General features: G+C 68.3%; 13 protein-coding genes. 10 read left to right on the forward strand and 3 right to left on the reverse strand.

Annotated elements, in window-relative coordinates:
• Window positions 1-15 precede the first annotated feature (15 nt).
• From HUW46_RS10440 to HUW46_RS10455, 4 genes are all read left to right on the forward strand, one after another.
• Window positions 16-1,413: an amidase gene (locus tag HUW46_RS10440; RefSeq protein ID WP_254126043.1), complete on the forward strand. Its 1,398-nt coding sequence runs from the start codon at window positions 16-18 to the stop codon at window positions 1,411-1,413.
• 117 nt (window positions 1,414-1,530) lie between these two features.
• A complete protein-coding gene (locus HUW46_RS10445; protein ID WP_215547065.1) occupies window positions 1,531-2,691 on the forward strand; it encodes an epoxide hydrolase family protein in 1,161 nt (386 codons plus the stop codon).
• Between the two features lie 178 nt (window positions 2,692-2,869).
• The gene (locus HUW46_RS10450) at window positions 2,870-3,304 is read left to right on the forward strand and encodes an RDD family protein (protein ID WP_215547066.1); all 435 of its coding nucleotides are present in this window, start codon (window positions 2,870-2,872) and stop codon (window positions 3,302-3,304) included.
• A gap of 132 nt (window positions 3,305-3,436) precedes the next feature.
• A complete protein-coding gene (locus HUW46_RS10455; protein WP_215547067.1) occupies window positions 3,437-4,081 on the forward strand; it encodes a VCBS repeat-containing protein in 645 nt (214 codons plus the stop codon).
• 3 nt (window positions 4,082-4,084) lie between these two features.
• On the opposite strand, the gene HUW46_RS10460 is transcribed toward HUW46_RS10455, so the two are convergent.
• Window positions 4,085-4,834, reverse strand: coding sequence for a class I SAM-dependent methyltransferase (locus HUW46_RS10460; protein ID WP_215547068.1), 750 nt, complete (start codon window positions 4,832-4,834; stop codon window positions 4,085-4,087).
• An 86-nt stretch (window positions 4,835-4,920) separates the two neighbouring features.
• Here HUW46_RS10460 and HUW46_RS10465 point away from each other — a divergent pair, with 86 nt between their 5' ends.
• The gene (locus HUW46_RS10465; RefSeq protein ID WP_215547069.1) at window positions 4,921-5,577 is read left to right on the forward strand and encodes a rhomboid family intramembrane serine protease; all 657 of its coding nucleotides are present in this window, start codon (window positions 4,921-4,923) and stop codon (window positions 5,575-5,577) included.
• Between the two features lie 3 nt (window positions 5,578-5,580).
• On the opposite strand, the gene HUW46_RS10470 is transcribed toward HUW46_RS10465, so the two are convergent.
• On the reverse strand, window positions 5,581-7,806 hold the full coding sequence (locus HUW46_RS10470; protein ID WP_215547070.1) for a heavy metal translocating P-type ATPase: 2,226 nt from the start codon (window positions 7,804-7,806) through the stop codon (window positions 5,581-5,583).
• On the reverse strand, window positions 7,803-9,431 hold the full coding sequence (locus HUW46_RS10475; RefSeq protein WP_254126045.1) for a cytochrome c oxidase assembly protein: 1,629 nt from the start codon (window positions 9,429-9,431) through the stop codon (window positions 7,803-7,805). The genes HUW46_RS10470 and HUW46_RS10475 overlap by 4 nt, the downstream gene beginning before the upstream one ends.
• On the opposite strand from HUW46_RS10475, the gene HUW46_RS10480 reads away from it, so the two are divergent.
• From HUW46_RS10480 to HUW46_RS10500, 5 genes are all read left to right on the forward strand, one after another.
• On the forward strand, window positions 9,430-10,995 hold the full coding sequence (locus HUW46_RS10480; RefSeq protein ID WP_215547072.1) for a recombinase family protein: 1,566 nt from the start codon (window positions 9,430-9,432) through the stop codon (window positions 10,993-10,995). The two genes, HUW46_RS10475 and HUW46_RS10480, sit on opposite strands and share 2 nt — an antisense overlap.
• A 300-nt stretch (window positions 10,996-11,295) precedes the next feature.
• Window positions 11,296-11,739 (forward strand): Lsr2 family DNA-binding protein, encoded by a 444-nt coding sequence (locus HUW46_RS10485; RefSeq protein WP_215547073.1) that lies wholly within the window; start codon window positions 11,296-11,298, stop codon window positions 11,737-11,739.
• A 15-nt stretch (window positions 11,740-11,754) separates the two neighbouring features.
• Window positions 11,755-12,396, forward strand: coding sequence for an Lsr2 dimerization domain-containing protein (locus HUW46_RS10490; protein ID WP_215547074.1), 642 nt, complete (start codon window positions 11,755-11,757; stop codon window positions 12,394-12,396).
• A 27-nt stretch (window positions 12,397-12,423) separates the two neighbouring features.
• Window positions 12,424-12,885 carry a hypothetical protein gene (locus tag HUW46_RS10495; RefSeq protein ID WP_215547075.1) on the forward strand — a complete coding sequence of 154 codons (462 nt, stop codon included), beginning with the start codon at window positions 12,424-12,426 and terminating at the stop codon, window positions 12,883-12,885.
• Window positions 12,886-12,980: 95 nt separating this feature from the next.
• Window positions 12,981-13,253 carry a hypothetical protein gene (locus HUW46_RS10500; protein WP_215547076.1) on the forward strand — a complete coding sequence of 91 codons (273 nt, stop codon included), beginning with the start codon at window positions 12,981-12,983 and terminating at the stop codon, window positions 13,251-13,253.
• The last annotated feature ends 629 nt before the right edge of the window (window positions 13,254-13,882 follow it).

Here is a 13,882-nt window from a genome sequence, read left to right on the forward strand (position 1 = left end):
CCTAATGTCGGCTCGGTGGACACCGAATTCGAGGCCATGACCGCCCGCGAGCAGGCCGAGGGCATCCGGAGCCGCCAGTTCTCGGCGAGGGAGCTGCTCGACGCGCATCTCGCCCGCATCGCCGAGGTGAACCCCGCGATCAACGCGGTGGTGACGCTCGACGAGGAAGGCGCGCGGGCAGCGGCCGCCGCCGCGGACGAGCGCACCATGGCGGGCGGTCCGCTCGGGCCGTTGCACGGTGTCCCGATGGCGCACAAGGACACCCACGACACCGCGGGCCTGCGGACCACGTTCGGGTCGCCGCTGCACCGCGACCGGGTACCGGCGAGCGATTCGCTGGTGATCGCCCGGCTGAAGGCCGCGGGCGTGGTCACGACGGGGAAGACGAACGTGCCGGAGTTCGCGGCGGGTTCGCACACCTTCAACCCGGTGTTCGGGACGACGGTCAACCCGTACGACCCGTCGAGGAGCGCGGGCGGGAGCAGCGGCGGCACGGCCGCGGCGATCGCGGCGCGGATCCAGCCGGCCGGGGACGGCAGCGACATGGGCGGGTCGGTGCGCACACCCGCCGCGTTCTGCAACCTCGCCGGGTTGCGACCGTCCGCGGGCCGCATTCCTTCGGAGGAGCCGTATTCGTGGCTGGGGAGGGCGGGCGTGCTGGCCAGGCGGACCTCGGACGTCGCGTACGTGATGGCGTGCGTCGCCGGGCCCGACCGGTGCGATCCGGCCGCGCTCACCGAGCCGGGCTCGGTGTTCGACGTCGCGTTGCGCGAGGACCTGCCCGGTGTGCGGATCGGCTGGACCCCGGACTTCGGCCTCGCGGTGCCGATCGAACGGGAGGTGCTCGACGTGCTCACGGGTGTCCTGCCGGTGTTCGAGCGGCTCGGCGCGACCGTCGAGGAGGCGTGCCCCGATCTCCGCGACGCGGACGAGGTCTTCTCCACCACGCGCGCGTTCGACCTCGCGCTCAAGTACGGGGACCTGCTGCCGGAGCATCGCGGGGACATCAAGGACGCGCTGGTCTGGAACCTCGAAAAGGGGTTGGCGCTGACCGGCGCCGACCTGATGTCCGCGACCCGCGCGAGGCGGCGGCTGCACGCCGCGGTCACCGGCTTCTTCGGCCGGCACGACCTGCTGATCGCGCCCGCGACGCAGGTTCTGCCCTTCCCGGCCGAGCTGGAGTATCCGCGCGCGGTCAGCGACACGACGTTCGACACCTATCTCGACTGGATGCGGGCGGCGACGCTCGTTTCGGCGACCGGCTCGCCCGCGTTGTCGATCCCCGCGGGTTTCAGCGGCGGGCTGCCGGTCGGGCTGCAGATCATCGGCCCGCACGGGGCCGATCTCGCACTGCTGCACGCGGCGAACGCGTTCGAACGCGCGACCGGGTTCGCGGATGTCGCGCCGTCCTGAACCGGTGCGCACATTCTACTCCCCGGCGATCCAGCGTCCACAATGGACCGGAGCGCATTTCTGTCGGTCCCGCCGAATAGACTGGAATGACAACACCAGCTACTCGGGGGAGAGCACATGCCGGACACCGTCATTCCATGGCAGCTCGACGTGCCGCAGGCCCAACTGGACGATCTGCGGGAGAGGCTGAACCGGACGCGCTGGCCGGAGGAAGCCACGGTGCCCGGCTGGACGCAGGGCGTGCCGCTGGGCTACCTCCGCGGATTGTGCGCGTACTGGGCGAACGAATACGACTGGCGGGCCACCGAGCGCAGGCTCAACGCGTCCGGTCAGTTCCGCACCGAGATCGACGGGATCGACGTGCACTTCCAGCACGTCCGCTCCCCGCATCCCGAAGCGTTCCCGCTCGTGCTGACGCACGGCTGGCCCGGCTCGATCATCGAGTTCCAGAAGCTGCTCGGCCCGCTGACCGATCCGGTCGCGCACGGCGGCGACGCGGCGGACGCCTTCCACGTGGTGTGCCCGTCCCTGCCGGGGTACGGGTTCAGCGGCAAACCGGCCGGGACCGGCTGGACCATCGGCCGGATCGCCGCGGCGTGGGCGACACTGATGGCACGGCTGGGGTACGACCGGTTCGGCGCGCAGGGCAGCGACTGGGGCAGCAGCATCACCACCCTGCTCGCGCAGCACGATCCGGCGCACGTCGCGGGGATCCACCTCGCGCCGCCGATCGCCGGGCCCGTTCCCGGCCAGGACGGCCACTTCACGGATGCCGAACTCGCCAGCCTCGCCCGGTTGAAGGAACGGCAACGGGTCGAAGCCGGGTACACCGCCCAGCAGGCCACGCGCCCGCAGACGCTGGGCTACGGGCTCGTCGACTCCCCCGCGGCACTGTGCGCGTGGCTGGTCGAGAAGTTTTGGTCGTGGGCCGATCACGACGGCGACCTCGGCGAGGTGCTCAGCCGGGACGAGTTGCTCGACAACGTGATGCTGTACTGGCTCCCTGGCACGGGCGCCTCCGCGGCACGGCTGTACTGGGAGAGCATCCAGCAGGTGATGGGCTGGTTCACCGCCGAGTACGAGTCCACTGTGGACGTTCCGGTCGGCGCGTCGGTGTTCCCGAAGGAGGTGCCGCTGCCGTCGCGGCGGTGGGCGGAACGGCGGTTCACCGATATCCGGTTCTGGCACGAACTCGATCGCGGCGGCCATTTCGGCGCCTTCGAGCGGCCGGGGGATTTCGTCGAGGACGTCCGCGCGTTCTTCCGGCTTGTCCGGTAAGCCGGTTTCACCCTTCGGCGAATTCGGCGAATTCGGCGAAAGCGCGAACGAAAGGAGGCCCCATCGGGAAGCATGCGATGCCATGAGCGTTCCCAGCACCGGTCAGGCGCCCAGCTACCCCCAGACGCCACCACCTCCGCCGCCGCGGCCACCGCGTCCGAGTGGCAAATTCGAAACGGTGGCGGTCCGGCGTCGCGACGTGAAACGCCTTCGCGAGTACGGTCCGCCGAGCAATTTCCACGGCTGGGGAAAGCACGGCGAGGACGGCGATCCGCGGTACCCGTCGCCGAGGGGATGGCGCGTGGGCGTGGGGTTCCTGATCGATCTGCTCCTGCACGCGGGCGGCGGTGCGGGCGCGGCGCTCGCGGTCGCGAAAGTGCCCAGGTTCGAACAGTTCTCGGGCAACGCGATCCCCATCGGGATCGGGGCGTTCGTCGTGCTGTCGCTCGTGCACCGGATCTTCGTGCAGTGGGCGGTGACGACCACGCTCGGCAAGGCGCTGTGCGGGCTGCGGCTGGTCCGGGACGACACCGGCGGCAGGCCGACGCTGTGGCGGCTGACCAAGGACTGGCTGCTGGGCGTGTTCATGATGCTCGCCGTGTTCAGCAATTAGGACGTGCCGGCGCCGCACTGGTTGCTTTTCGGTGACCAAATCCACGAACGGTGCACGCGGACGATCAAGTGAACGTCTCCCCTTGTGTAAGTCAAGTTCGTGAACCACGAACGAAACAGGGAGGAGACGATCATGGGTGCACGAGTACGGGGGATCGCGGTGCTGACGGGGGTCGTGGCCGCGGCGCTGGCCGCCACCGCGGGGAGCGCGTCGGCGAGCGAGCCGCCGCAGCGGGCCACCGCGCAGGCGGACCTCGACGGCAACGGGACCCTCGAAACGGTCACGCTCACGAAGTCCGGTGACGCCATGGACCTCAGCACGACCGTCGAGGGGAAGACCGTGCACGCGAACGTCCCCGGCGACGGGTTCGCCGGGACCGTGTCACCGCTGCGCGTGGCCGACTTCAACGGCGACGGCGCCGCGGACCTGGTCGTCCGGTACTCCGTCGGCGCCAACACCGACTGGTTCGGCGTCTGGGACTTCGACGGCACCGGGTTCCGCCAGCTGACCACGCCGGACGGCAAGGCGTTGATGCTGAACGAAGGCGGCGGGCTGGCCGCGCGCACCGGGTACGCGTGCGCGGACGTTCCGAGCCGCGAACTGACCTCGGTCGCCGCCGAGGCCGACGACATTTCGGCGAACCCGATCACCTACACCGGGAGCCGCACCACCTACCAGGTCCGCGACGGGGTCGCCACGCCGCAGCGGACGATGGACCTGAAGTCGGTGCCGTCGGCCGACCCGCTCGTGTCCCCGAACCCGGACACCTGCCGCTGAGCGTCAGCGCGGCCACGCGGTGATCAGCCGGAGCGAACCCAGGTACTCCGGCTGTGACCGCAGGAATCCGTAGCGCCGGTCCCAGTCCCCCGATTCGACGTCCTCGCGCAGTTTCGCGGCGAACCGCTCGATCACCGCGGGCTCGAGGAAGCCCCACGCGGACTGGGACCGGCGCACCTCCGGGTCGAGAAGGCGTTCCGGCCTGGCGTAGAAGGCCTCGGTGAACCCGTCCACGCAGTCGATCGGCACGGGCACCTTCGTCACCGCGCAGTCACCGCCGAGGACTTCGGTGACCGCGTCGAGCGCCGGGTACCGGCCGCGTTCGACGGCGATCAGCTCCGGCACGTAGTCGGCGAGCCAGAAGTCGCCGCCCGCGTCGCCGTCGAAGGTCAGGATGACCACCGGTCCCCTGCTGACGCGGCGCAGTTCCCGCAGGCCGCGCTCGAGATCCGGCCACTGGTGGATGGTCACGGTCGCCATCACGGCGTCGAAGCTGCCGTCGTCGAACGGGAGGTCCTCGGCGACCGCGTCGACCGCGGGCGTGCGCCGCTGGGCCCGCATCACCCTGGACGGCTCGACCGCGATCACGTCGCGGTCCTCCGGCTCGTACGAACCGGCGCCCGCGCCGACGTTCAGCACGGTGCGGGCGTCACCGAGCGCGGCGTGCACGCGCGCCGCGATCCTCGGATCGGTGCGCCGCCGCACCGCGTATCCGCCGCCATGGGTCTCGTAGTCGAAGTCTCCGGCAAGCATGCTCCCCCTCAGTGAGTTCCGATTCGGAACTCACCTTACACGGGCTATCCTTCGCACAGGGAAGACCACGGCTGGGGAGGACCACGATGAGCACCATCGACACGAGACCGGGCGGCAGCGCCGAGGCGATGATCGCGGAGGCGAAGAAGGCGCTCTGGGTCATGGTCGGTTTTCTCGCCGTCATCTGGGTGCTGCAGATCTTCAACTCCCTCGACGACTACGGGCTGAGCAGGGACTACGGCATCGAGCCGAGGGAGCTCGATTCGCTGCCCAAGGTGTTCAGCTCCCCGTTCCTGCATTTCAGCTGGAACCACATCGAAGGCAATTCGGGCCCGTTGTTCATCTTCGGCTTCCTCGCCGCCTACCGCGGGGTGAAGAAGTTCCTCGGCGTGACGGCGCTGATCGCGGTCACCGCGGGCGTCGGCGCGTGGTTCACCCAGGCCCCCGGCACCGTCGGCGCGGGCGCGAGCGGCGTGGTGTTCGGCTACTTCGGCTACATCCTGGTGCGCGGCCTGTTCGACCGGCACCTGATCGACATCGTGCTCGGGCTCGTGATGGCGCTGTGCTTCGCCTACCAGTTCGCCTCGCTGCTCCCGCAGGAAGGCATCGGCTGGCAGGCGCATGCGTTCGGCTTCGGCGGCGGGCTGATCGGCGGCTGGATCTTCCGCGACCGGCGCCCCAAGGCACCGGCGCCCGAACCGGCCGCGCTCGATCTGCCCACGACCCAGCTGCCTGGCGCCTGAGGATCACCGAACGCCGGAGAAGTTCCGCAGGCGAAGGCTGTTCGAGACGACGAGCAGCGAGGACACGGACATCGCGGCACCGGCGATCAACGGGTTGAGCAACCCGAACGCGGCCAGCGGCAGCGCGGCGAGGTTGTAGCCGAACGCCCAGGCGAGGTTCCCGCGGATCGTGCGCAGCGTGCGGTGCGCGAGGCGGACCGCGTCGGGAACCACGCGCAGGTCTTCGCGCACTCCGATGACGTCGGCCGCCTTCATCGCGATGTCCGTGCCGTCGGCGAGCGCGAGCCCGAGATCGGCGGTGGCGAGCGCGGCCGCGTCGTTGATGCCGTCCCCGACCATGGCGACGGTGCGGCCCCGCGCGCGCAGGCGTTCCACGGTCGCCGCCTTCTCCGCGGGCAGGACCCCGGCGTACACCTCTTCGATCCCGGCCGCCGCGGCGACGGCGCGCGCGGTCGCCTCGTGGTCGCCGGTCAGCAGGACGGTGCGCAGGCCCAGCCGGTGCAGCGCGGCCACCGCGGCGTTTGCCGAAGGTTTGATCTCGTCCCGCACGGCGAAGGCGCCGATCGCGGTGCCTTCGGCGGCCACGAACACCACCGTCGCGCCGCGTTCCGCTTCCTCGTCGACCGTCCTTTTCAGACTGTCCGGTACTTCGACACCGTGCTCGGCGAGCAGCCGCTCGCGCCCGAGCAGGACCGCGCGGCCTTCGACGGTGGCACGGGCGCCCAATCCCGGCAGCGCCTCGAATTCGGTCGCGGAAGGGAGGTTTTCCTCGCCGGCGGCGCGCACGATCGCCGTCGCGATCGCGTGCTCCGAACAGGATTCGACCGCGCCCGCGACGGCGAGCAGCTCCGCGTGGGCGACGCCGGGCATCGGGTGCACGGCGGTCACCGCCATCCGGCCGGTGGTGATCGTCCCGGTCTTGTCGAGCACCACGGTGTCGACCGCGCGGGTGGCTTCGAGCGCGTCCGGGCCCTTGATCAGGATGCCGAGCTGTGCACCGCGGCCGACGCCCGCCATCAGCGCGGTCGGGGTGGCCAGTCCCAGCGCGCACGGGCAGGCGATGATCAGCACCGACACCGCGGCGCCGAACGCGGTCGCGCCGGAATGCCCGGTCAGCAGCCAGGCGGCGAGGGTGCCCGCGGCGAGCACCAGCACGGCGGGCACGAACACCGCGCACACCCGGTCGACGAGCTTCTGCACGTTGGCCTTGCGCGCCTGCGCCTGCTCGGCAGCCGTGCTCATCCGGGCAAGCTGCGAATCCGCGCCCACGTGGGTCGCCTCGATCACCAGCCTGCCGCTGACGTTGGTGGTGCCGCCGACCACGCGGTCGCCCGCGGACAGCTCGGCTGGCACCGGCTCCCCCGTCACCGCGCTGGTGTCCACAGTGGAGTTTCCGTCGACGACCACGCCGTCCGCCGCGACCCGCTCGCCCGGTTTGACCACGAACTCGTCGCCGCGCCGCAGTTCCTCGATCGCGATCATCCGCTCCGCGCCGTCGGCCAGCACCCGGACTTCCTTGGCCGCCAACGCTTCCAGCGCGCTCAGCAGCCCGGCGGCGCTGCGCCGCGAGCGCGCTTCGAAGTACCGGCCCGCGAGCAGGAACGTCGCCACGCCCGCGGCGACGTCGAAGTAGAGCGTGCTGGCCCCCGAGTCCGCGAGGCCGAACCCGAGCCAGTAAACCGGTTCCGACGAGGTGCCGAACACGAGCGAGAAGCACGACCAGCCGAACGAGGCCACCATGCCCAGCGACACCAGGGTGTCCATACCGGACGATCTGTGCCGGAGGTTGCGCAGCGCGGCGCGGTGGAACGGCAGCGCGGCCCAGAACACCACCGGGACGGCCAGCACCAGGCACAGCCAGTCCCAGCCGGGGAAGCGCAGCGACGGCACCAGCGCGAGCGTGATGGACAGGTCGCACAACGGGATCGACAGCACGGCCGCGACGGTCATCCGGCGCCGGAAGTCCAGCGCGCGGGCGCCGTGCCTGTCTTCGTCCACTTCGGACTCGACCGGTTCCGCGGTGTATCCGGCCTTTTCGACGCGCGCGATGACCGCGTCGAGATCGCCGGAGTACCGGACTGAAGCCTTCTCCGTGGCGAAGTTGACCGTGGCTTCGACCCCGTCGAGCTTGTTCAGCGCGCGTTGCACGCGGGCGGCGCAGGCGGCGCAGGTCATGCCGCCGATCAGCAGCTCGGCCCGGTCGGATCCGGCTGGCGCGGTCACCGTCATGTCTTGTTTCCCTTACCACTCAGCTTGGCGAGCATGGCGTTGTAGGCGTCGAATTCGTCGCTGGCGCCCGAATCAAGGCGCCGGTCGACGCGGCGCGCCTCGCGATCGTCGTGGCGCGCCCACTGCGCGAGAAGCGCGATCATCACCAGCACGAGCGGGATTTCCCCGGCGGCCCAAGCGATCCCGCCGCCGAGCCGCTGATCGGCGAGCAGATCGGGGTTCCACAGCACGCCGAGGTAGCGGTAGAAGGTCTCGCCGATCAGGTCCTGCTTGTTCATCACGATGACGCCGAAGAAGGCGTGGAACGGCATCACCGAGAACACCAGCCCGAGCCGCGCCAGGTGCGGCAACGTCCTCGGGCCGGTGTCGACGCCGATCACCAGCCAGTAGAACAGGTAGCCGGTGACCAGGAAGTGGGCGTTCATCAGCTGGTGCGACCAGTGGTACAGCATCGCTTCGCCGAACAGGCCGCTGAAGTACAGCACGTAGTAGGAGCCGACGAACACCACGGCCGCCACGAGCGGATGTGTGAGGAACCGCGCCAGCGGTGAGTGCACGAGCGCGAGCAGCCAGGCGCGTGGCCCCGCCGGACCGGCGCGATCCGTCGCGGGCAGCGCGCGCAAAGCCAGCGTCACCGGGCCGCCGAGCACGAGCAGCACCGGCGCGAGCATGGTCAGTGCCATGTGGACGGCCATGTGCGTGCTGAACATCGCGGGCGCGTACACGCCGACCCCGGAGGAGGTCACCACGACGACCACCGCCCAGCCGCCGATCCACGCCACCGCGCGGCCGACCGGCCAGGTGTCACCGCGGCGCCGCAGCCTGCGCATCCCGAACAGGTAGAGCGCGGCGGCGACGACGGCGACCGTGCCGAACACGAGGTCGAACCGCCAGCCGAGCACCATCCTCAGCACGGTCGGCGGGTCGGGGACCTCGTAGCCGAGGATGGTGTTCTGCGCCGAGGGCGCGCGGGTGAAGAACGTCGGCGGCGGGATGCGGGCGAGCCCGGCCGACACGGCCGTCATCACCGCGAGCACGGCGAGTTCGACCGCCACGGCACGGGAAGGCAGCCGCCGCCGCAACCACGCGCACGCCACGCCGAGCACCGCGAACCCGGCCGCCTTGGCGAGCACGAACAGGCCGTAGCGGCCGGTGAACCCGTCCGGTCCTGTCAGCAGGAACCCTTCCACAATCCCGGAAACGCCGAGCACGAGCCAGCAGATCACGGTGAGCCGGTGGTAGCGGCGGCGCACGATCTCCGGGTCTTTTCCGCGCGAGGTAAGGAAAGCGACCAGCGCGCCGACCCAGACCGAGGCGGCCACCACGTGCCAGACGATCGCGTTCGTCGCCACGTCGTGCCACGCCCCGACCTCCGCGTGGCCGACCACCACCGGCGGCAGGAGCGCGAAGACCCCCGCCGCGAACAGCGCGGCCGTGCCGCGCCAGGACAGGACGAACCGGCTCGCCACCGCGAGGACGAGCGCCACTCCGAAGGTGATCAGCCAGGCTTTCGGTTCCTCCGTGGCGTCGAAGAGTTCCAGGAACACCCGTGGCGTGAGCGCGGTGAACACCGGCTGGCCGAAAACTTGTTTATGACACACCGGTTTTGTGACGGTCTTGGGCATGACCCGGACAGTCATTTCACCAGTGCAAGCCATCATCTACCTGCGGTTATCGGATCTTCGAGACGACGACCTAGATGATAACGGGGACGGTAAGACCTTCAGCAGCCGGGAGCAGAAGCTCCGCGAGTTCGCCGCGCGGCAGGGCTGGGACGTCTTCAAAGTCATCATCGAGAACGACCTCAACCGAAAGAACGGGAAGGCCCGGAACGCCTCGGCGTTCAAGCGCCGCAAAGTCCTTCTCCCGGACGGCACCACAGCGATGCGGGTGGTGCGCCCAGGATTTCGAGAAGTGCTGGACCACCTCCAGGCCGGGCGCGCGAACGGCCTCCTGGCTGAGGACCTGGACCGGACCATGCGCGACCCTCGGGACCTCGAAGACTTCATCGACATCACCGAGGAAAAGAAGGTCAACGCCCGGTCCCTCTCCGGTTCACTCACCTTCACTGACGGTGGAACGGACGCAGAAATCCAGATGGCACGGACCATGGTGAACTTCGCGAATGCGGCCTCGCGGGCAACCAGCCGCCGCGTGACCCTAGCTCGGGAGCGTCAGGCCCGGGGTGGCGACTGGGGTGGCGGGTTGCGCCCGTTCGGTTTTGAGGATGATGGTGTGACCCAAATCGCGGTCGAAGCTGCCATCGTCAAGGACTGCTCAATACGAGTACTCCAGCTAAACCGACGGACAGGCAAGCTCTGGAGCATCCGGTCCTTGGCGGCCGAACTTCGAGACGGCGACGTCACGCCTGTAAGTGGTGCCCGTTGGTCTGCGCCGACCCTGCGGAGCATCCTGCTCCGGCCACGCAACGCTGGCATCTCGGTGTATAAGGGCGAGGAGGTGGGCAGGTTGCCCGGCACGCCGATCGTCGACATGACGACCTACCGGGCGGTTGTCCGTCTGCTTACTGATGAATCGCGCAGCACACGAGGGCCAGGCGTCGGCGCACCGACGAAGTGGATGGGATCGGGCCTCTACCTGTGCGGCATCCACGGCGATGGAACGACGTGTCAGATCGGCGTGGGTGGTAGCCGCAAGCGGGGGAAGTACCCTCATCGATACATTTGCACGAAGGACAATCACCTCGGCCGCAATGCCATAGCGCTTGACACCTACGTACAAGCCACACTGATTAACCGGATCGCGCGAGACCGGGATTTCGTGGAGAGCTTCATTCCGCGGCCGTCCCACCCGGACATCGACGTTGCCGCGCTACAGGCCGAAGCGGCTGGCATCCGCGTCGAGCTCGACGGCTTGGCCAAGGACCGGGTACTTGGGCAGATCAACCGCGCGCAGATGCTTAGCGGCACCAAGACCGGGCAGGACCGGCTGGCGACGATCGACAACCTGCTGTCAACATCCATCGTGGAGTCGCCCCTGACGCGCTTGGTCGGAGTTAAAGATGTGGGTGCGGTCTGGGCGGCTCAACCGTTGAGCATCAGGCGGTACGTCGTGGAAACGCTCATGGTTGTCTCCGTGAACGCGAGTGGGCGTCGGGGTGCCGGGTTCAATCCAGACACGATCGAAATCCAGTTCCGACAACCCGAGGACCTCGCAGACACGCCATGAGGACATACCGCCGATCAGGTGATGATCGACATGTCATTGAGAGTAAAATTGCCTAGTCCATCCGAGGTATAAACTCGCCCACCCGAGGACGCGCAGGGGCCAGGAATCTCCTGGCCCCTGCGTTTTCGTTACTCTCCGCAATCAAGTTTCGGTATTGTCGTCCGATCGACGGCCTGTTCGGGAATCGGTTGCTGATCGAAAAGCACTGTTGTGTAATTCCAGTGACTCCCCCGATCAGGGGGTGGACAGACACAGGCCGTGCGCCTATGTCAGATGACCCGGACAGGAAGTGCTAGCTACATGGGGAAAGTAGCTCTGATCGTGGTTGTGGAGGGTGAGGGTGGCTCTCCCGACAACCACCGGAGAACAACCGACGGCAGACCCGCCACGCTGTACCAAGTCGATCTTGACTCGACCCGCGGCGAGGAGGATGTGCACCACGTACTCGACGCTCACCGACCGAGACGGATGGGCACCCGCAAGCGCGATCGCGCCAGCGAGAAGGCAGAGGATGGCGGGGAGGAAGACGCCGCGATCGTGCGGAAGTGGGCGCGTGAGCGTCGCCTCCCGGTCAGCGATCGCGGGCGCATCTCCGCAGAGATCCGGCGCGAGTACGAGGCACACAAGGCTTTGTCCGACTCGTTCACCGTCGCCGATGCCGTGAACGAGGCCGAGCAGGAATGCCAGAAAGTCGTCCAGATGCGGTCGCACCGCGAGCGCAGGGGGGACGACGACGCCACTTAGGGAGGGGAGGCCCGCATGGCGCAGAAGATTCAAACCATCATCAGCACGGTCGACGACCTGGACAATTCCCAGGATGCGACCGGTAGCCGGGCATTCGAGGTGGGTGCCAGGAAGTTCCTGATCGACTTGTGCGACGAGAACGCCGCGCGTTTCGACCGCGACTTCCTGGAGTGGACGATCGGCTTGAAGAAGCGGACGTTCGCGCTCGGCAAGAAGACCTTCACCCGTTGGCTGTCCGAAGAGGACGCCGAGCTTTTCGACCGCATGGTTTCGTTCTGGACCAAAGCTGCTCGCCGGGTCCGCGACGATGACGACGAGCCATCAGCCCAACTGCCAGTCGATGGTCGCGGCAAGGGGCCGCTGGAAACCATCATCCCGGTTCCCGTGAGGGGCCAGCCGTGGTGGATGGATCCCCCACGGCCTTTCAGTCGAGCTACGTTGGAGGGCTTCGCGGCCGCGCGCCGCAGGGTGCGTGAGTGGGCACGCGGACACGGCTGGCCCGACCTCGGCGAGCGCGGCGCGGTTCCCCGCGAAGCGTACGAACGCTGGTTCGATGATGTCTGGTCCGCAATGGACAGTCCGTCGTGGGAACAGCTCGACCGCGAGGCACCGGCTCCCGGCAGGCGCGCGAGCAAGCCGCGCCGCCGGACGAAATGAGACATCTGTGAAACATGATTGGACACCATGTCTGCCAACGACAACGACGAGATGACCGACGTCGACGAGTACCTGAAGAGCAATCCGAAGTTCGCCAAGTGTCGCCGGGGCAAGCACGACTTCCCGGACGAGGACGAGGTGCCGTTGCTGGAGGCGTACAACGACCCGGCCGCCACGCACGAGAAGCTGTTCGTGTGTCCGCGGTGCAAGGCGAAGAAGCGCTCGCGGTTCAGCATCGTCCTTCGCCGGGGCCGCGTCGCCAGCTACGTCGAACTAGACCCTCGGGGCGACTACTCGGAGGCGAAGGGCTACCTGGCCAAGGGGGTCCGGATCAGCCGCCGGTACGCGCGGGAAGTGCAGATCCGCGAGGACCTGGAAGGCAAGGCCACTTCGGCTCGCCGCACCGAGCGCGCCGCCCGGCGCGGGGCCGCGACGGCGTCCACTAAGGCCAAGGCGCAGCGAGGGGGCCGGAAGGCGGCTGCCGCGTGAGCGCCCCGGCCTTGGCCGGGCATTCGTGGGCGTTGTGGGCTCATACGTGTGTGATGCTGGCTGCCAGGCTCCAGAAGCCGTACGGGGTGTGCATCGTGCTCGACGACGGGTCCGAGATCCCTTGCGAGTGCACGTTCGACGGGATGCTCGATACCGGCGAGATCGTCTGGCTCGCGACGCCCGCAGGAGATGAGCGGGTCGCCGTGGCCCGGCTGGACGGCGTGGTGGTCGATGACATGCCCGTCGGCGCGGTCGTTCATCTGGGCGTGAAGGTCGACGGCTGGCGGTGTCCGCAATGCGGATCGGTGTACTACGACCCGCAGGCCGTTCGGGAGCAGCACTGCGGCATATGCCGGCGGAATCGTTGACAAGGCGGAACTCGTCGACCTATGTGGACAGTGAGCGCCGGAGCGATCGGCATTAGAGACCGCCCCTCGCTGGATTGCCAGCGACGAGGGGGGCGAAAGAGGGGGTTACGAGTGATGGTGGGGCATCGGTCAGGATCGAGGTAACCCTGACCCGGACAGGATCACGATGAGGAGGGTCCTGACCGATTTCTCGTAACTGCCCTGGTGCGGCCCGACGGGTTGAGCAGTAGGCGATCCGTCGGGCCTGCACTTCACCACGAGCGTATGCATTGACTTGCGACTGGAGATCATTGGACCAGTTGTCAGCTGAGGAGCGAACCCCGGCGGGTAGTTGAGCGATCATCTATCGGAGGCCATACGGGGGACTCGGATTTCGCATCGACAGACGAGTGCACTAGAGTGCACCTGTCGGTTCCTTTCAAGGTGATCCTGTCCGGGTCCGTTGTATGGGTTACCGACAGGGCAGCCCCCGGCGTTCGCGTCGGGGGCTGCTCTGGTTTCAGGGGCAAATCAGCAGGTCAGACCATTCATCCCATCATCGGATTATCGAGTCCTCGTTATTGTCCGGCTCGGTACCGGCTGCGTAGGATTAAGGGGTACCCCTTAAGGGGTACGAGGACCCGGACAGC

The sequence above is a fragment of the Amycolatopsis sp. CA-230715 genome (genome assembly GCF_018736145.1).
GTDB lineage: Bacteria > Actinomycetota > Actinomycetes > Mycobacteriales > Pseudonocardiaceae > Amycolatopsis.